This is a genomic window from Ruegeria sp. C9 (genome assembly GCF_056537585.1).
In genome coordinates this window covers 785,301-803,301 of record NZ_JBQFRU010000001.1, presented here as the reverse complement: position 1 = coordinate 803,301, position 18,001 = coordinate 785,301, and the positions used below count along the sequence as shown (strand labels likewise).

At 58.3% G+C, this 18,001-nt stretch carries 21 protein-coding genes; 10 read left to right on the top strand and 11 right to left on the bottom strand.

Annotated elements, in window-relative coordinates; genetic code table 11:
* Positions 1-108 precede the first annotated feature (108 nt).
* Positions 109-810: a DNA/RNA nuclease SfsA gene (gene sfsA / locus ACR0NE_RS03630; RefSeq protein ID WP_170598344.1), complete on the bottom strand. Its 702-nt coding sequence runs from the start codon at positions 808-810 to the stop codon at positions 109-111.
* A 51-nt stretch (positions 811-861) separates the two neighbouring features.
* Between sfsA and ACR0NE_RS03625 the strand changes: the two genes are divergently transcribed.
* The 5 genes from ACR0NE_RS03625 (at position 862) to ACR0NE_RS03605 (ending at position 4,734) form a co-directional block, all read left to right on the top strand.
* Positions 862-1,584, top strand: coding sequence for a molybdopterin-binding protein (locus ACR0NE_RS03625; RefSeq protein ID WP_170515093.1), 723 nt, complete (start codon positions 862-864; stop codon positions 1,582-1,584).
* The gene (locus ACR0NE_RS03620) at positions 1,581-2,291 is read left to right on the top strand and encodes a GNAT family N-acetyltransferase (protein WP_170598347.1); all 711 of its coding nucleotides are present in this window, start codon (positions 1,581-1,583) and stop codon (positions 2,289-2,291) included. Before ACR0NE_RS03625 ends, ACR0NE_RS03620 begins: the two co-directional genes overlap by 4 nt.
* A gap of 25 nt (positions 2,292-2,316) precedes the next feature.
* Positions 2,317-2,874 (top strand): peroxidase-related enzyme, encoded by a 558-nt coding sequence (locus tag ACR0NE_RS03615; protein WP_480459544.1) that lies wholly within the window; start codon positions 2,317-2,319, stop codon positions 2,872-2,874.
* The gene (locus tag ACR0NE_RS03610; protein WP_170598351.1) at positions 2,871-3,770 is read left to right on the top strand and encodes an OmpA family protein; all 900 of its coding nucleotides are present in this window, start codon (positions 2,871-2,873) and stop codon (positions 3,768-3,770) included. Before ACR0NE_RS03615 ends, ACR0NE_RS03610 begins: the two co-directional genes overlap by 4 nt.
* Positions 3,771-3,918: 148 nt before the next feature.
* Complete coding sequence (locus tag ACR0NE_RS03605; protein WP_170514036.1) at positions 3,919-4,734, top strand: DUF2189 domain-containing protein; 816 nt, start codon at positions 3,919-3,921, stop codon at positions 4,732-4,734.
* A gap of 67 nt (positions 4,735-4,801) precedes the next feature.
* Here the strand turns inward: ACR0NE_RS03605 and ACR0NE_RS03600 are convergent, their stop codons facing one another.
* Positions 4,802-5,707, bottom strand: coding sequence for a LysR family transcriptional regulator (locus ACR0NE_RS03600; RefSeq protein WP_170394766.1), 906 nt, complete (start codon positions 5,705-5,707; stop codon positions 4,802-4,804).
* A 228-nt stretch (positions 5,708-5,935) separates the two neighbouring features.
* Here ACR0NE_RS03600 and ACR0NE_RS03595 point away from each other — a divergent pair, with 228 nt between their 5' ends.
* Positions 5,936-6,376, top strand: a complete 441-nt coding sequence (locus ACR0NE_RS03595; protein WP_170598353.1) for a DUF4399 domain-containing protein — start codon at positions 5,936-5,938, stop codon at positions 6,374-6,376.
* A gap of 26 nt (positions 6,377-6,402) precedes the next feature.
* On the opposite strand, the gene ACR0NE_RS03590 is transcribed toward ACR0NE_RS03595, so the two are convergent.
* The 3 genes from ACR0NE_RS03590 to ACR0NE_RS03580 form a co-directional block, all read right to left on the bottom strand.
* Positions 6,403-6,792: a hypothetical protein gene (locus ACR0NE_RS03590; RefSeq protein ID WP_170598355.1), complete on the bottom strand. Its 390-nt coding sequence runs from the start codon at positions 6,790-6,792 to the stop codon at positions 6,403-6,405.
* Positions 6,789-7,040, bottom strand: coding sequence for a hypothetical protein (locus ACR0NE_RS03585; protein WP_170394756.1), 252 nt, complete (start codon positions 7,038-7,040; stop codon positions 6,789-6,791). Before ACR0NE_RS03585 ends, ACR0NE_RS03590 begins: the two co-directional genes overlap by 4 nt.
* 96 nt (positions 7,041-7,136) lie before the next feature.
* The gene (locus ACR0NE_RS03580) at positions 7,137-9,164 is read right to left on the bottom strand and encodes an NADPH-dependent 2,4-dienoyl-CoA reductase (protein ID WP_170598359.1); all 2,028 of its coding nucleotides are present in this window, start codon (positions 9,162-9,164) and stop codon (positions 7,137-7,139) included.
* Between the two features lie 137 nt (positions 9,165-9,301).
* Between ACR0NE_RS03580 and ACR0NE_RS03575 the strand changes: the two genes are divergently transcribed.
* Positions 9,302-9,787: an RNA pyrophosphohydrolase gene (locus tag ACR0NE_RS03575; RefSeq protein ID WP_170598361.1), complete on the top strand. Its 486-nt coding sequence runs from the start codon at positions 9,302-9,304 to the stop codon at positions 9,785-9,787.
* Positions 9,788-9,793: 6 nt separating this feature from the next.
* Here ACR0NE_RS03575 and ACR0NE_RS03570 read toward each other — a convergent pair whose 3' ends face one another.
* From ACR0NE_RS03570 to ACR0NE_RS03550, 5 genes are all read right to left on the bottom strand, one after another.
* Positions 9,794-11,131, bottom strand: a complete 1,338-nt coding sequence (locus tag ACR0NE_RS03570; protein WP_170598363.1) for a serine hydrolase domain-containing protein — start codon at positions 11,129-11,131, stop codon at positions 9,794-9,796.
* Positions 11,132-11,214: 83 nt separating this feature from the next.
* Positions 11,215-12,204 carry an adenosine kinase gene (locus ACR0NE_RS03565; protein ID WP_170466608.1) on the bottom strand — a complete coding sequence of 330 codons (990 nt, stop codon included), beginning with the start codon at positions 12,202-12,204 and terminating at the stop codon, positions 11,215-11,217.
* Positions 12,201-12,845 carry an endonuclease III gene (gene nth, locus ACR0NE_RS03560; protein ID WP_170598366.1) on the bottom strand — a complete coding sequence of 215 codons (645 nt, stop codon included), beginning with the start codon at positions 12,843-12,845 and terminating at the stop codon, positions 12,201-12,203. The genes ACR0NE_RS03565 and nth overlap by 4 nt, the downstream gene beginning before the upstream one ends.
* A 96-nt stretch (positions 12,846-12,941) precedes the next feature.
* The gene (locus ACR0NE_RS03555) at positions 12,942-13,583 is read right to left on the bottom strand and encodes a cysteine hydrolase family protein (protein WP_170598369.1); all 642 of its coding nucleotides are present in this window, start codon (positions 13,581-13,583) and stop codon (positions 12,942-12,944) included.
* Position 13,584: 1 nt separating this feature from the next.
* Positions 13,585-14,034, bottom strand: a complete 450-nt coding sequence (locus ACR0NE_RS03550) for a MarR family winged helix-turn-helix transcriptional regulator (RefSeq protein WP_170598372.1) — start codon at positions 14,032-14,034, stop codon at positions 13,585-13,587.
* A gap of 120 nt (positions 14,035-14,154) precedes the next feature.
* Between ACR0NE_RS03550 and ACR0NE_RS03545 the strand changes: the two genes are divergently transcribed.
* On the top strand, positions 14,155-15,006 hold the full coding sequence (locus tag ACR0NE_RS03545; RefSeq protein WP_170598375.1) for a bifunctional helix-turn-helix domain-containing protein/methylated-DNA--[protein]-cysteine S-methyltransferase: 852 nt from the start codon (positions 14,155-14,157) through the stop codon (positions 15,004-15,006).
* A gap of 175 nt (positions 15,007-15,181) precedes the next feature.
* The gene (locus ACR0NE_RS03540) at positions 15,182-15,616 is read left to right on the top strand and encodes a glyoxalase superfamily protein (RefSeq protein ID WP_170598378.1); all 435 of its coding nucleotides are present in this window, start codon (positions 15,182-15,184) and stop codon (positions 15,614-15,616) included.
* 55 nt (positions 15,617-15,671) lie between these two features.
* Here the strand turns inward: ACR0NE_RS03540 and ACR0NE_RS03535 are convergent, their stop codons facing one another.
* Positions 15,672-17,111, bottom strand: coding sequence for an aldehyde dehydrogenase family protein (locus ACR0NE_RS03535; RefSeq protein WP_170598381.1), 1,440 nt, complete (start codon positions 17,109-17,111; stop codon positions 15,672-15,674).
* A gap of 218 nt (positions 17,112-17,329) precedes the next feature.
* Between ACR0NE_RS03535 and ACR0NE_RS03530 the strand changes: the two genes are divergently transcribed.
* On the top strand, positions 17,330-17,980 hold the full coding sequence (locus ACR0NE_RS03530; RefSeq protein WP_170408508.1) for a peroxiredoxin: 651 nt from the start codon (positions 17,330-17,332) through the stop codon (positions 17,978-17,980).
* Positions 17,981-18,001: the final 21 nt, after the last annotated feature.

Below are 18,001 nucleotides of genomic sequence, written 5' to 3'. Positions count from 1 at the left end.
GGTGCGGGACTCCAAATATTTCACGCAGCACTTCTTTTACGCTGCTTGTGCAGAAAGTACCAGAGGGCTCGGTTTTCAACTAGTAAATAGGGTCTATCAAAGAAGTTTCTAGCCCGTGCCCCATTGCCGAGCGGGCTCAACCCAGACGCCTTCGGGCGTGATCCGAGTTCCAACGACAAAGCGTTCAACCCCTATCGCCGCCTCAAACGCCGCCGCATAGGCTGGGTCAATATCATCGGCCAGTGCAAACCGATTGCAATCGGTCCTTTGCACCAAATAAAGCATGATCGCCCGGTGGCCCTGTACGGCCATCTTTGCCAGTTCGCCCAAATGTTTGGTGCCGCGTGCGGTGACGCTGTCGGGAAACTCGGCGAGGCCCGCTTGGCGTGAGAGGGTGACGCTTTTGACCTCGACATAAGCATCGGGTAGGCCCGGCCCAGTCAGCAGGAAATCGATACGGCTGTTTTCACCGTATTTGACCTCGGGGCGCACGGTTTCATAGGCGGCCAGCTCGGGGATTTCACGCGCCTCGAGCGCCACCCGAAGCGCCTTGTTGGGGACTGATGTGTCGACCCCTGTGAAATGCCCGTTCTCATGATCGACCAGCCGCCAGCCGTATTTCAGCTTTTTCTTCGGATCGTCGTTGGGCTCCAGCCAGATTTTCTCACCCGGTTCTGCCAGCCCCATCATTGAGCCCGGATTGGCGCAATGGGCTGTCACCTCGCGCCCGTCTTCCAGCCTGCAGTCTGCCAGAAAGCGTTTGTAGCGGCGGATCAGTCGAGCGGGGACAAGGGGGGTTTCAAATCGCATGGCCAAGGGCCTATACCTGCCCTAACGGTCGATCAAGAGGGAGGGCGCGTCATGGCCAATCCAACCGCTGCAATGTTGGTGATCGGGGATGAGATCCTCTCGGGCCGCACCCGCGATGCCAATATGCACTATCTTGCCGGAGAGCTGACCAAACACGGCATTGACCTGAAAGAGGTGCGCATTGTCAGCGATGACGCGCCCGCGATTGAGGCGGCGGTCAAGGCACTGTCCGATGCCCATGACCATGTGTTCACCAGCGGCGGCATCGGCCCGACCCATGATGATATCACTGCCGATTGCATCGCCCGTGCCTTTGGCGTGCATATCGATGTTCGCGACGACGCGCGTGCATTGCTTGAGGCGCATTACGAGAAATCCGGGCTGGAACTGAACGACGCTCGCCTGCGCATGGCGCGTATTCCGGAAGGGGCCGAATTGATCGACAACCCGGTCTCGACCGCGCCCGGCTTTACCATCAACAACGTCCATGTCATGGCCGGGGTGCCTTTGGTTTTTCAGGCCATGGTTGCGAGTGTTCTGCCTTCGCTCATCGGAGGTAGCCCGCTTTTGTCGCAGACGCTGCGTGTGGATCGGGGTGAAGGCGATATTGCAGCAACTTTGGCCGCACTGGCCAAAGACTTCGGCGATCTTTCGATCGGCTGTTATCCGTTTCAGACGAATGGCGTCTTCGGAGCCAACGTCGTCGTGCGCGGCACCGAGGGTGGACGGATCGATGCCGCCATGACCCGCCTTGCGAAAGAGATCGAGCTTTGAATCCCGATTGGGCCGCCGTTGTCGATGGCACATGGCCTGCCGCCGGCTATCAAACGCAAGGCCCATTTCGACTGCGGCAAGGACAGGGCGGAGGTTCACGCGTTTCTGCCGCCAATCGCACCGGGGACGTCACCAGCGCCGATATCGATGCGGCCGAAAGCGCCATGCAGGCGATGGGTCAAAAACGCATCTTCTGCCTGCGGCCCGGAGATGAGGCGCTGGATGCAATGCTTGCGCAACGCGGCTACGACATCCTTGATCCGGTTAGTATCTATTCCTGCCCGGCGCAGCAGTTGACCGATATCCCGATCCCGCGCGTGACTGTTTTCAACATCTGGGAACCGCTGGCCATCATGCGTGAGATCTGGGCGCAGGGCGGTATCGGCCCCGAACGGATTGCGATCATGTACCGGGCACCGGGCCCAAAGACCGGCCTTTTGTTGCGCCACAGCGATCAGCCCGCAGGAACCGGCTTCGTGGCGATCCATGAAGGTATCGCGATGGTTCACGCGCTGGAAATCCTACCGGATCACCGCCGCAAGGGGTTGGGCCAGTGGGCCATGCGCGCCGCGGCCTTTTGGGCGCTGGACAATGGCGCGCAGACGCTTAGCGTGATCTGTACCAAGGCGAACGCGGGGGCCAATGGCCTCTACCACTCGCTTGGGATGAAGATCGTCGGAGAATACCACTATCGCCAGCGCGTCTGAGGAGGACGAATTGACCAAACAGGACATGCCCACTGCCCTGGATCTGCCAATGGTGGACCCACTACCGTCAGAGACGCAGAAATACTTTGATATCTGTGTTGAGAAACTGGGAATGGTGCCGAATGTCCTGCGCGCCTATGCCTTCGATATCGACAAGCTGAATGCCTTCACTTCGATGTATAATGATCTGATGCTGGCCGATAGCGGGCTGACCAAGCTGGAACGCGAGATGATTGCGGTCGTGGTGTCCTCGATCAACAAATGCTTCTACTGCCTCGTGGCTCATGGCGCAGCGGTGCGGCAGCTTTCGAGCGATCCGCAGCTGGGTGAGATGCTGGTCATGAACTACCGCGTCACCAAATTGGACGCGCGCCAACGTGCAATGCTGGATTTCGCCGCCAAGATGACCACCGCCAGCACCACAATCGAAGAGCCCGATCGCCAGCAATTGCGCGACGCCGGGTTCTCGGATCGCGACATCTGGGACATTGCCAATGTCACCGGTTTCTTCAACATGACCAATCGCGTCGCCAGCGCCACTGCGATGGTCCCTAATCCCGAGTATCACGCCCAGTTCCGATGATCCGTTTCCTGTTTCTTAGCCTCCTTCTGGCTGTGCCTGTGCAGGCGCAGGAACTGACGCTGCCTGCCAACGCCCGGCAGATATCTGACCGCACCAGCGCGCTGGACAGCTATGATTTGCCGACCGGTGAGTTTGCCGATGGCTCGGTTCCGTCGCGCACCGTCGAAGGGCGTGTTGAGCGGCTGACATGGCGACTACAGGCTGGATCCAGCACAACGCTGCAAATTCTCGCGCCGCTACGGGATCAGTTGCAGGAACAGGGCTTCGAAATCGCCTTCGAATGCGAGGCGCGCTCCTGTGGCGGGTTCGATTTCCGCTTCGGCACCGAGGTGGTGCCGACGCCTGACATGTATGTGGCGATCCACGATTACCGTTTTCTATCCGCCTCCCGCGGTGACGAAGCGCTGAGCCTGCTGGTCAGCCGCAACCCGCCGGATGGCTATGTGCAGATGATCCGGGTGACCCCGCAAGGTACGCAGCCTGCGCAGCCACTTGTGATCGAGGAAACTGTTGAGGGCCCTGCCGGGTTGCTAAACGATCTCAGCAGTACCGGACATGTCATCCTTGATGACCTGCACTTTCGCACCGGCGAAGTCGCGCTGGGCGAAGGGTCGTTTGCCTCGCTTGCGCTGCTTGCGGGCTATCTGGCCGACAATCCTTCGACCCGTTTGGCGCTGGTAGGGCACACGGATGATACGGGCGCATTGCAGGCCAATATTGCGGTCAGCACCAAACGGGCGGAAGCCGTGCGTGCGCGCCTGATCGAAGCGCACGGTGTTGCCGCCGACCGGATCGAGGCGCAGGGCGTAGGCTATCTTGCGCCCATTACCTCTAACGCTACGCCCGAGGGCCGCGATCTCAATCGCCGGGTCGAGGCGGTGTTGCTGGTCAACTAGCAGGCGCGAGCACCGCGGACGCCCTGTGTCCCCCTTGCCCTGAGGGCGCGGCCTGATGCACACTTGCAGCTAATCGGTGCGTCTGTCTTGCCATCAGGCCTGTTGGCAGTCAGTCCCACCAGTCACCATGCTTTGGGAGGAATGCGTCATGGCATCCAAAACCGAAGATACCACTCCGCCGGATAACACGGTCCCACAGCAATCCATGCCCGAGGTTAACAGGCTGACGGCCGAGGATATTACCGCATCGCTGAAGGCCGGGTTTTCCGACTTCCTCGCACACCCGGTCATGAGCGGCTTTTTCGGCCTGTTCTACGCGGTTTTCGGCATCCTGTTCGTTTGGTGCCTGGTCGGGCTTGGCAAGATCTGGATGATCATTCCTGCCGCCGTAGGCTTTCCGCTGGTTGCCCCATTTGCGGCCGCCGGGCTTTATGAAATGTCCCGTAGGATGCAGAAAGGAGAAAGCTTCGGTTGGTCCGAAATCCTCAGCGTCATGGCCCATCAACGCAAGCGCGAGATGGGTTGGATGGCCTTTGTCACCCTGTTCATTTTCTGGGTATGGACCTACCAAATCCGCCTTTGGCTGGCGATCATCCTGCAAAAGGCGTCCTTCTCGGATTTCGAAGGGTTCATGAACACCATCTTCTTCACACCGCAAGGCTGGACCTTTCTGGCGGTCGGCACCTGTATCGGCGCTTTTTTGTCGGCGGTCCTGTTCTCGGTGACTGTGGTGGCCATGCCCATGCTTCTGGATCGGGAAACCAACTTTGTTTCCGCCATGCTCACGTCCATTCGCGTGGTCGCTGAAAGCCCGGTGGTAATGCTCAGTTGGGCGGCGATCATCTCGGTCACCATGCTGTTGTCGCTGGTTCCGGCGTTTCTGGGGCTGATTTTCACGCTGCCGATCCTGGGCCATACCACGTGGCACCTGTATCAGCGGGCCGTATCACCAGAGACTAACTGATGCATCGCTAGACAAAAAAAGACCCGTGCCATTCAGCACGGGCCGTTTAGGTGCCACAGGGAGAATTCTACCAATCCATCGGACCCTTTTCAGCAAAGGACTCGACAAGAAAATCAATGAACGCCCGCACCTTGGGCTGGGTGAACCGGCCCGGCGGGTAGACCGCATAGACGCCCTGAACCTCATCCGGTAGCGATGGCATGGCGTCTACCACCTCGCCCGATTTCAGTGCTTCGGCATATAGATAGCTGGGCAGATGCGCGATCCCAAGCCCCGAGATCGCGGCGTTCAGCAGCGACTGCCCGTCATTCACGCTCAGCCAGCCAGCAGTGCGGACCTGACGCTTCTCGCCCGAAGGCGCCGTCAGCTTCCACACGCTGCCCGAGGATTGGCTGGAGTAATGCAGCAGTTTGTGTTCGTTCAGATCGTCGATCTTCTGCGGGCGTCCGAACTGCTCGATATATCTCGGCGACGCGACCATGCGTTTCACTGTTTCGGTCAGCTTACGGGCGCGCAGCGTGCTGTCTTCCAGCTCGCCAATGCGCACGGCCACGTCAAAGCCTTCGGAAATCAGCTCAACATAGCGGTTGTTCAGAACCATGTTCACGGTGATGTCCGGATAGGCCGACAGGAAGTCCGACAGGACCGGCGACAGGTGATTGACGCCAAAATCTGTTGCCACAGAGATCCGCAGCAGACCAGAAGGCGCAGATTGCATCGAAGTCACCAGCGCATCCGCTTCGCCTGCGTCGTTCAGCACGCGACGGGCGCGATCATAATAGGCCAACCCGATCTCGGTTGGCGAAACCCGGCGCGTTGTCCGGTTCAATAGCCTTGCCCCCAACCGCGCCTCGAGGCTCGAGACGTGTTTAGACACGGCTGATTTGGAGATGCCCATTTTCTTGGCCGCGTCGGTGAAACCACCCTGGTCCACCACGTTGGAAAAGGCCTCCATTTCAGTTAGTCGATCCATTCTCGTTCCCCAGGTCTTCCGTTCGTTGTCTCTTTATCGCGATCAATCTGGGCAAGAACTGGGCAGACATGGGATAATATCAGGGTTTTGAATCGGATCGTTTGCAACTAGGAAACGCCCGGGCCTAAATGCCGCGGACCATGCCTTTCGATGCAAAACCCCGTTTTCTGGACTTTTTTCCAATCGTGCTATGATGAGAATGGCATTTTTGTGACCACGGAGGAGACTATGAAAGCCCTATTTGCTGTCATTACCCTGTGTCTGACCGCCAGCCTCGTGTGGGCCGGGGGGGAAACACCATCGAATCCAGATGCGAAGGTCTATTTCGTGAACTTGTCTGACGGGGACACCGTGCAATCACCTGTGACCGTAGTCTTTGGCCTCAGCGGCATGGGCGTTGCCCCTGCAGGAACCGAGAAGGAAAATACAGGGCACCATCACCTCCTGATTGATCGCCCACCACTTGGGCAGGGAGAAGACGGTGCGGACGAACTGTCATACGGTCTGCCCGCAGACGACAATCACATTCATTTCGGTGGCGGTCAGACTGAGGTGACTTTGGAACTTGCTCCGGGTGAGCATACTTTGCAGCTGGTGCTTGGGGATGCAGGCCACGTCCCTCATGCGACGCCCATTGTGTCCGAGGTGATTACGATCACAATGGAGTAACAATTCACCTCCGCCGCAAAACGCGATTATGCGGCGGCAGGCAGCAGGAATATATCGCGGGCAAGCTGCGTGTTGAGACGTTCCGCAGAATACCATTGGTTGAGTACTGACTTGGCCATCAGGTCGGAATTTTCCTGTGCGAAACTCTTAAAGTCAGTAGCTTGCGTGTTGGCCAGCCGCTCTGCGATCAGGCTCATGAATGCGTAGGTGATTGTCAGATTGAACTTGTTCGGTGCGCCTGCGTTCGCTGCTAACGTGCGAATTCCCTTGGCGTAGATCGCTGCGGCATCGATGAAATCATACTTGCGTAGCAGGTCATAAGCGACTTGCACATGTTCGGCGTGTCCGAACGTTGCGTTGTCGATTGCGTGTGCTTCAAATGCGATGGTGACGTCGGCGTATCGCGATGCGCTCATTCTTCATCCTCCTTGAAACGGTGGCTGTCTTCAGCTGTCCAATCGAAGTCGTAGACACTTTTGAGTTGTTTGATCTTCTTCAGCGTCTCTTCAGAGAAGGCTGGCTTGTTCTCAAAGCTGTGCAGCGCGATGCCCTCAATCAGGTCGCCAAGGGTCATGTCCAGCGATTCTGCCAGCCCTTTGAGAACTTTCAGAAGCCGCTTCTCGATTCGAATTCCTGTTTGGGTGCGTTCTATTTTCTGACTCAAGTGGTACATATGTATATTGATAACAATTGAGTCAAGGAAAACGAAAAAAGCCGCCTCTTCCGGGGCGGCTTTCTCCAGCGCACTGGCATTACAACGTCAGAACGCTGCCGCCAGACGTGTGCCCTGATTGATCGCACGTTTGGCGTCCAGCTCAGCTGCCACATCTGCGCCACCAATCACATGGCAGGCGATTCCACGTTCGATCAGCTCATCCGCCAGCGACCGGTCCGAGACCTGCCCGGCACATAGGACGATCGACTCGGCTGCGATCACGGTTGGATCATCGCGGGTTTCACCAAAGCTGACATGCAGGCCGTCCTCGTCGATGCGCTCATAATTCACACCACCAACGAAACTGACGTCCTTCATCTTTAATGTCGCGCGGTGGATCCAGCCCGTTGTCTTTCCTAGCCCCTTGCCGTGACGCTGCGCCTTGCGCTGCAGCAGCGTGACCTGCCGTGCTGGTGCTTCGGGCTGCGGGCCCTCGGGGGCCAGGCCCGAGCGGTGTTCTGCGGGGTCGGTCACGCCCCATTCCTTCATCCACAATGGAAGGTCCGTGGTTGGGCTGTGACCGTCTTCCAGCAGGAATTCGGAGACGTCGAACCCGATGCCTCCGGCCCCGATCACGGCGACGGTGCTGCCGACCTCGGCCTTGTCGCGCAGCACGTCGATGTAGCTGAGCACATTGTCCCGTTCCTGCCCGGGTATCTGCGGATCACGTGGAGTGACACCGGTGGCGATGACCACCTCATCATAACCGGTCAGATCATCTACGCTGACTTCGCGGTTCAGTTCGACCGTCACGCCTAGGTCGTCCATCATGGTACGATACCAGTCGACCAGTCCCCAGAACTCTTCTTTCCCTGGCACCTGTTTGGCCATGTTCAACTGCCCGCCTATCTCGGCGGCGCGATCAAACAGGGTTACATCATGGCCGCGCTGGGCAGCTGTCATCGCTGTGGACAAACCTGCAGGGCCAGCGCCGACAACGGCCACTGTCTTGCGTGTCTCGGCCTTGCCGATCACCAATTCGGTCTCATGACAGGCGCGCGGATTGACCAGGCATGAGGTCAGCTTGCCGCTGAAAGTGTGGTCCAGACAGGCCTGATTGCATGCGATACACGGCGCGATCTTCGCGGCCTCATCCGCAATCGCCTTGTTCACGAAATCCGCATCGGCCAGCATCGGCCGCGCCAGAGACACCATATCGGCGCAACCGGTCGACAGAACTTCTTCGGCAACCTCAGGCGTGTTGATCCGGTTCGAGGTGATCACCGGAATCCCGACTTTACCCATCAGCTTCTTGGTAACCCACGCAAACGCTGCACGGGGAACGCTGGTGGCAATCGTCGGAATCCGCGCCTCATGCCAACCGATACCGGTGTTGATGATCGTTGCCCCGGCCTGCTCAATCCGCTGCGCAAGTTCAACGACTTCGTCATGGGTCGACCCATTGGGCACAAGATCAATCATCGAAAGGCGATAGATGATGATGAAATCGCTCCCCACGGCTTCCCGCGTGCGGCGCACCACCTCGATAGGCAGACGCATCCTGTTCTCGTATGACCCACCCCAGCGATCCTCGCGCTTGTTGGTGTGGGTCACGAGGAACTGGTTCAGGAAATACCCCTCGGAGCCCATGATCTCGACCCCGTCATAGCCCGCCTTCTGGGCCAGAACAGCCGCGTTGACGATGTCGCTGATTTGCTTCTCGATACCCTCTTCGTCCAACTCATGCGGCGGAAACGGAGAAATTGGGGATTTCACCGGGCTGGGGGCCACGCATTTCGGACCATAGGCATAGCGCCCCGCATGCAGAATCTGCATCGCGATCTTGCCGCCTGCCTCATGCACACGTTTGGTCACAATGGAATGGTTCGCCACCTCTTCATCATTGGTCATCATCGAGGCCCCGGGCAGCACCGAGCCCTCAAGGTTCGGGCCAATCCCACCGGTCACCATCAAAGCAACACCACCGCGCGCGCGATCCGCGTAGAACTCGGCGACACGGATCCAGTCGCCGGTCTCTTCCAGACCGGTATGCATCGAGCCCATCAGCACGCGGTTCTTCAACGTGGTAAAACCCAGATCCAGCGGGGCCAACATGTTTGGGTACGCAGTCATGGCAAACTCTCCCTCCCGACTTTGACCGTCAGATTGACCTTCGCGTCACCTTTGTCACGCGAAACCTAACGTCATTCCCTTTGCCTTTACTGCGGCGCTTGCTAGAGACGCAGCAAAGCTTAATCACGAGGCCGCGCATGACCCCTGATGAAATCGCCAAACTGCCCTATCGCCCCTGCGTGGGACTGATGTTGATGAATGCCGAGGGGAAAATCTTTGTCGGTCAGCGCAATGATCGTCACAAGGACGCCTGGCAGATGCCGCAGGGCGGCGTGGACAAGGGCGAAGACCCGCGCGATGCGGCCCTGCGCGAGCTTTGGGAAGAAACTGGTGTAACCAGCGATCTGGTCGACATCATCGCCGAGACCGACGGCTGGCTGCCCTATGACCTACCGCATGACATTGTGCCGAAAATCTGGAAGGGCCGGTATCGCGGACAGGAGCAGAAGTGGTACCTGATGCGGTTCTTAGGCCGGGATGATCAGATCGATATCGCAACCGAGCACCCCGAGTTCACCCACTGGAAATGGCAGACCACGACGCGGCTGGTCGATGAGATCGTGCCGTTCAAAAAGGACGTCTACCAGCAGGTGCTTTCTGCGTTTCAGCCGCATCTCGGGTAGTTCGGGTTAGGAACCAAGCGCCGTAATCACCGCTTTGGCCAGCGGCAGCGGGGAATAACCGGTATCGGACGGTGTAAGCCCCAATCGCACGATCACCAAATCACGCGAAGGGAATATCCCGACCGATTGCCCATCATGTCCGGCCATCCAGACCGCATCTTCGAACGGGGGTTCTCCACCCGGCACGTCGCGCCACAAGTGACCTTTGGCATATGCCCCGCCCGAGACAGCAACCGGTTCGAACATCCAGTCAGTGAACCCTTCGGGCAGAATTTGCTGCCCGTCCCATGTGCCGCCCTGCAGCAGGAATTGCCCATATCGTGCCCAATCCCGCGCTGTGGCGTACATATAGCTTGAGCCGACAAAGGTGTCAGAAACATCAGTTTCAAGTATGGCCGAGGTCATGCCCAGTGGCAGCAGGAGTGCGCGCTGCGGATAGGACAAGCTGTCATCTTTGACCTGATCCTGCCAGACCCGCGCCAAGACGGTGGATGTGCCCGACGAATAGTTGAATTCAGTATTTGGCTCAGCCTCGGCCTCAAGCGAAGTGACAAACCCCGCCATGTCGTCGCTCAGATATAACATCCGAGTCACGTCCGAGACGTCACCATAGCCTTCGTTCCATCGCAGGCCGCTTGACATGGTCAACATATCCTCGACGGTAATGTGCTGCCGGTTGTCCTCTGCCCAATCGGGAAATGAATCGACCAGTGTATCCGTCAACTTCATCTGACCGGATTTTATCAGCGTTCCAATCAATCCAGAGGTTATGGTTTTGGTCATTGACCAGCCCAGAAGAGGGGTATTTTCGTCGAACCCATCCGCATAAGCCTCACCAATGATCCGGCCATCATGCACCACAACTACGGCGCGGAAGCCCTTTCCCAGAATGGTCGGGTCCGACAGAACCATTGCCAATTTGGAGTTCTGCGCTGGGGCCACGGTGGTGCCTTCCGGCCAAAGTGCATCAGACAGCGCGGGCAGAGTGTTTAGCTGGGCGTTGACCGGTTGGGCCTCATGCGTATTCGCACATCCAAGCCCCTCGCGATATTGGCTGGTCGCAGGGGCGAAGATCCCGAGTAGCTTTGCAGATACTGATTGCGCCTCGGGGTCAACCGAGACCGAGACGTGTTTCAGCAACGGATGCCCGGGCGCCTGCACATCAACCGCCAGTATCTCCTGCGCATCCCGCCCGGCGATGAACACGTTAGAACAGACGATCTTGGCCGAATAGTTGGTCCCGACTCGCAACAGGTCGGGCGGAGAGATCAGCAGGTACCCAACGCCGGCCACAAGCCCCAACGCCAATGTTCCTGCGGTGATCCTGAGTGCTCTGCCTAACATGAATTGGCTCCCCCCTTACATCCAAAAAAAAGGGTAGCCATCCCGAAATGTGACGCACCAGCGTTACGTTGCGTTTCGCGGGATCAGAGCAATCCCTCAGCCCGCAGCAATTCCTGCATATTCGCCTCGGGCCGGGGGCCGATATGGCTGATGACTTCGCGTGCGCAGACGTTGCCAATTTTTGCGCAGGTCTCGTAATCGCGGCCCGTCGCCATGCCGAACAGGAATCCGGCGGCGAATTGATCGCCCGCGCCGGTCGCGTCCACGGGTACGACCTTTTCAACCGGTACATCGATGCGCGCGTTGCCGTTCAGAACAGTCACCCCGTCGCCCGACCGGGTGCAAACGACCAGAGGGCAAATCTCGGCCGTTTTCGCCAGCGCCTCCTCAAGATCGTCGGTTTCGAACAGCGATTTGATCTCGGCCTCGTTGCCGATTACAAAATCCAGCTCATTCTCGATCAGCAGCAGGAAATCGACCCGGTGCCGTTCTACACAGAACGGGTCAGAAATGGCGATGCCCGCCTTGCCGCCACCCTTATGGCAGTTGCGCGCGGCTTCAAGGAACGCGGCTTTGCCCTTTTCCTTGTCGAACAGATAGCCCTCGAGGAACATGATCTGGCTGTTGCCCGCGACGTCTTCCGAGACATCCCGAGAAGACAGCTCGGACGAAATACCCAGATAGGTGTTCATCGACCGCTCGCCATCCGGTGAGACAAAGATCATCGAACGCGAGGTTGGCAGCTCGCCCCCCGGCACCGGCGGGTTCACAAAATCCACCCCGTCTTCGTTCATCGCATCGGCATAGAAACGGCCCAGCGCATCATCATGCACCCGCCCGATAAACGCCGAATCCAGACCCAGTGCACCCGCACCCGCAATGGTATTGGCAACCGAGCCACCCGGAGTCTGCACCCGGCCTTCCATCGAGGCGTACAGTACCTCGCCGCGTTCCTGTTCGATCAGCTGCATGATGCCCTTTTCGATGCCCATCAGCTCAAGGAAACTGTCATCGGCTTGGGAAATCACGTCCACAACGGCGTTTCCGATGCCGGTCAGTTGGTAGGTTTTCATAGAGTCTTGTCCTCAAATTCGCAGAGATCGCGGATGATACAGGTAGGGCACTGCGGTTTGCGTGCCTTGCAGTGATAGCGGCCATGCAGGATCAGCCAGTGATGCGCATGCAGCTGAAAGTCGGTCGGTATGTTGTCTTCGATGGCGCGTTCGACGGCGTCCACATTCTTGCCCGGGCAGATGCCGGTGCGGTTGCCGACGCGAAAGATATGCGTGTCCACGGCCTGCGCCGGATATCGCCACCACATGTTTAGGACAACATTGGCTGTCTTGCGCCCCACACCCGGTAGCGATTGAAGCGCCGCGCGGGAGTTGGGCACCTCACCGCCATAGTCTTCGACCAGAATGCGACTCAGCTTGATTACGTTCTTGGCCTTCTGGCGGAACAGGCCGATGGTCTTGATGTGTTCGATCAGACCTTCTTCGCCCAGATCCAGCATCTTCTGCGGCGTGTCGGCGATCTTGAATAGCGCGCGCGTAGCCTTGTTGACGCCGGCATCGGTCGCCTGCGCTGACAGTGCGACGGCAACGACCAGAGTATAGACGTTTACATGCTCCAACTCGCCCTTGGGTTCAGGGTCGGCGTCGTGAAAACGCGTAAAGATCTCGCGGATCTTGTGGTATCCGAGTTGTTTGGCCATCCGAGCCTTAATGCCCTGCCAGACAAGCGGTCGCAATTGAAAAGGTGCGTTTTGGTTTTGCCCAGGCGCGGGTCTTGGTCGATTTATCCCTATGCCTCACTTCTGCAGTCGGAAATCCACCCCCGCCGTTGCAAGTTGATCCCTGATCCCCTGCCACCGGTTCGGATCAGCCGCCAGAACGGCTGCCGAATTGATCTGAACCCGGTATCCTCGATTGAGCGCGCCCTGCGCGGTCTTATTCACGCAATGACACCCGTCCAACCCTGTCAGAACCAGCGTTCCGATCCGATTGTCTTGCAGGAACCGTTCAAAGCCCGGCGAAGAAAAGGCGTCACCTACGGATTTTACAAACTCGGCATCGGGATTCAGCGCAAGGCGCGGATCCAACCCAACTCCGTCGGAACCTGCGTTGCCGCGCCCCTTATTGAACCACCCGTTCAGCAAGTTCGCCAGCCGTCCCTTGAATTCATGACGGATGGCAATCACGGACCAGTCAGACTGGCGGGCGCTGTCCGTCGTTGACCGGATCGTCGACAAGGCACCCTCAATTTGCGCGTCATCCCAGGTGGGTATCGAGGTAAAATCTGTTTGCATATCGATCACCAGCAGCGCCGTTTCAGGCCGCGATGCCAGGTCTATTTTGGGTCCGGTTGTCGGAGTGCCAATCTTTCGGATTTGCAAGAGGATGTACAACACGGCGATCATGATGCTTGCTGCCATTATCCAAAGGACGGTCATATCAGGCCTCCTTGGCGAGTTCTGCGAAATAGCGGGTCAGGGCCAGCTGAACCTTGTGATAGGCGGCAAGCTCTGACGCAGAAAAATCCTGTGCAAAGCGTGTCAGCTTGGCCATCTCATCCGCTCTGATAGCCGTGATCGTCTCTTCGCCCGCTGGGGTCAGCCGGTAGCAGTAGGTGCCTGCACGTTTGGGATTGGGCTGGCTTTCGATCAGCTGTGCGCCCATCAGCTCTTTTAAGATGCGCGAGACATATTGTCGTTTCAGCTGCAGCTCGGTGCATAGCACCGGGGCTGTCGCGCCGGGAGATAGCGACAGACCTTCCAAAAGGGCACGTTGCCCGACGGTCACGCCTTTGCGCTGGCTGCCCTGCTCAACCGCTGCCGTGATGTTCCGCAGCAAAGGCCGGGTGGCCTGAACTGCCTGATAAAGCTGATCCAACCTGTGTCCCATACCTGAATGGTAGGAGAAATCGAATTGATTCGTCAACTCAGTTGACAAGATAAAGCGCAGGTTCCGGGTCGCAAGATCGACAGGGGCAAGTTACTGTTCCTGTAACTGATGAGGTGACCGATGAACGTCCAGACAGCAGAAAGCGGATATCATTATAACGTCATGCGGCGCGCGATCGAATTGATCGATCAAGGCGGAGAGAGTCTCAGTCTTGATGAGTTGGCTCGCCAGATGGATATGAGCCCTGCCCATTTTCAGCGTCTGTTCTCACGCTGGACCGGGGTCTCTCCGAAGCGATACCAGCAATACCTGACTCTCGGCCATGCCAAAGCTCTGTTGCACGAGCGTTTCACCACGCTGGAAACCGCTCATAATGTGGGGCTGTCCGGCAGTGGGCGGCTTCATGACCTGTTCCTGAAATGGGAATGCATGAGCCCCGGTGAATATGCCCGCAAAGGCGCAGGTCTCACGATCTACTGGGGCTGGTTCGAGTGCCCCTTTGGCCCTGCGCTGGTTATGGGAACTGACAAGGGAGTCTGTGGAATCGCCTTTGGGGCCGAGACAGGCGAGGAGGCGGCGATGGAAGACATGATCTCTCGTTGGCCCAATGCTGATTTTGTCGAGGACCCGATTCGCCTGCGGCCTTGGGTGCTCAGCGCCTTCGGTGCGGCCAGCGACCGGTTGGAGCCGACCCCGCTCTACCTGATCGGCTCACCACTGCAGATCAAGGTATGGGAAGCGCTGATGCACATCCCTTCGGGGCAGGTCACCACCTATTCCGAGATCGCGCAGCGGGTCGGCTCACCCCAAGCGGTGCGCGCCGTGGGCACCGCAGTTGGGCGCAACCCGGTCAGTTGGCTGATCCCCTGCCACCGTGCCTTACGCAAATCGGGCGGCCTGGGTGGCTACCACTGGGGATTGCCCGTCAAGCGCGCCATGCTGGCCTATGAGGCGGCGCAGGCCGACGCCTGATTGACATTCTGGCGCGTCGTTGCCATATGCACGGCAGGTTCGGGTCCCCTGCCGTTCGCGGCCTTAGGCTTTGGTGAAACCCGATTGAATCACATCTGTTGCCCTTTCCAGGCGCGCGGATGGCAATGCGAACCCCGTCCAGATTTCGCGCCCGTTTCAGGAAACGAGGCACACCATGACACATATTCAGAACATCGCTCCGGTTGCGGAGCTGAAAGAGCAGGCAAAACGCCTGCGCAAACGCCTGCAGGACGCCGGAGTGAAGCTATCGCATAGCGAGGCGCTGGAACTGTTGGCGCATCAACTCGGTGCGCGGGATTGGAACACGTTGCACGCGATGGCAGGAAATCGAGTGCAGTTGCGCGTTGGTGACCGGGTTGAGGGCCGATATCTGGGTCAGCCCTTCACCGCCGAAATCCGCGGTCTGACCCAGATCGGGGATGGCGGACATCGCCGGGTGACCCTGCAGTTCGACGTGCCCGTAGATGTGGTCCGGTTCGACAGTTTTTCGTCCCTTCGCCAGCGGGTGACAGGTGAGATTGGCTGGGATGGTCGATCCACCCGCCACACGTCGGACGGAGAGCCGCAGCTTATCGTCCGACCTGCCTAAGAAACAAAGCGAGGCACCCTTAGGGTGCCTCACATTTTGATAGCACCAAGATTGACTATTCGGCGGCCCAACCGCCAACGGCCTTGACCTCAAGGAAGTCCTCCAAGCCCCAAACCCCGCCTTCGCGGCCATTGCCGGACTGTTTCATCCCACCAAACGGGGACCCAGCGCTGCGCGACTGGCCGTTCATCTCAACCATGCCCGAGCGCAAGACGCGAGCCATTCGGTTGGCGCGTGCACCATCTTGGGTCTGAACATAGTTGGTCAGCCCGTAAGGTGTGTCATTGGCAATCTCGATGGCTTCTTCTTCGGTGTCGAAGGGGATCATGGTCAGAACCGGGCCAAAAATCTCCTCGCGCGCGATGGTCATCTGGTTGTTGGCATCTGCAAAGACCGTAGGACGCACATAGTAGCCCTTGTTCAGTCCCTCAGGGCGACCGGTACCGCCTGCCACCAGACGCGCGCCCTCATCAATTCCTTTCTGGATCAGGTCCTGAATTTTGGTCCACTGCACTTCGTTCACCACCGGTCCGATATGTCGGCCTTCCTCGGTGGCACTGCCGACGGTGACCTTGTTTGCCACTTCGGCGGCTGTCTCAACCGCCTGATCATAGATCGGACGCTGCACCAGCATCCGGCTGGGCGCGTTACAGCTTTGACCGGTATTGTTCATCATGTGCAGGACGCCGCGTTTCACCGCCTTTTCGTCGGCATCGGCGAAGACCACATTGGCCCCTTTGCCGCCCAGTTCCAGATGCACTTTCTTCAGTGTATCCGCCGCATTCTTGGAAATCGCCGTGCCCGCGCGGGTCGAACCGGTGAAGCTGACCATATCAACATCTGCGTGCCCCGAGAGCTGAGAGCCCACGCCCACGCCATCGCCATTTACCAGGTTGAAAACACCAGCCGGGAAACCAGCCTCATCCATCATCTCAGCAAAGATCATCGCGTTCAGCGGGCTTTGCTCGGACGGTTTCAGCACCATCGTGCAGCCCGCAATCGCGGCGGCCCCGACTTTGAGCGTGACCTGATTCATCGGCCAATTCCATGGGGTGATCAGGGCTGCCACACCCACCGCTTCATAGATGATCCGGTCATTCGGCGCATGATCGCCCAACGGACGTTCGAATTGGAACGCCTTGGCGGCACGGATGAAGTTTTTCAGGTGATAGATCCCCGCGCCCGATTGCTGGCTGCGCGCCATTTCGATCGGTGCACCCATCTCCATCGACATCGCCTGGGCCAGATCCTCTGAGCGGGTGGCGTAAATATCGACCAGTTTCTCTACCAAAGCGATGCGCTCGTCCACCGGGGTTGCCATCCAACCAGGCAGAGCAGCTTTGGCCGCGGCGACCGCTGCGTTAGTGTCAGCCTCTGACCCCAATGAGATCACCGCGCATGGTTCTTCGGTCGACGGGTCGATCACTTCGAAATCATTCGGCTCTGATGGGGCGACCCATTTGCCGTTGATATAGAAATCGCGTTTTTCGATCATGGCTCATCCTCCGGATCAGGAATCAATCGACCGAACGGTCGGTTTTCATTCGCACTCTGTCACCCACCCGGGTGTCGGGCAAGGGTAAAACATAATTTGATCAAATTATCTACCTACTGAATCTTCTGACAGCGCAACATGAATGGTTTAACCTCTGCGCAAAGTGATTAGGTTGGCAGCAATCGACTCGCGATTTTTCACAGGAAAGGAGTTTCCCAATGGGTTTGCGCATCAATGATACGGTCCCGAATTTCACCGCAGAGACAGATCAGGGCACCGTCCAGTTTCATGACTGGATTGGCGATAGCTGGGCCATCCTGTTCTCACACCCCAAGGACTTCACTCCTGTTTGCACGACCGAGTTTTCGGCAGTTGCGCAGCTGAACGATGAATGGGCGGCGCGGAACACCAAAGTGATCGGCGTGTCGGTCGATGGTGTCGAAGATCATAAGAAGTGGAAAAAAGATATCGAGGCCTATGGCAACGCCAACCCCGGCTTCCCGATCATCGCCGATGACGGTCTGGCTGTTTCCAAAGCCTTCGACATGCTGCCGGCCGAGGCCTATCTGCCCGACGGCCGCACGCCTGCCGACAGCGCAACTGTACGCTCTGTCTTTATCATCGGACCCGATAAGCAGTTGAAACTGTCCATGACCTACCCGATGACCGTGGGCCGCAACTTTGCCGAGATTCTGCGTGCGCTGGATGGCCTGCAGATGAGCGCCAAGGGCGTGGCAACCCCCGCAAATTGGGTGCCGGGTGAGGATGTGATCATTCCACCTGCGGTCTCCAACGATGAGGCAAAAGAGAAGTTCGGCGAGTTCGAGACGATCTTCCCCTATCTGCGCAAAACCAAAGCGCCGTCGTAATCGGATCAACGGGCAGGGGGC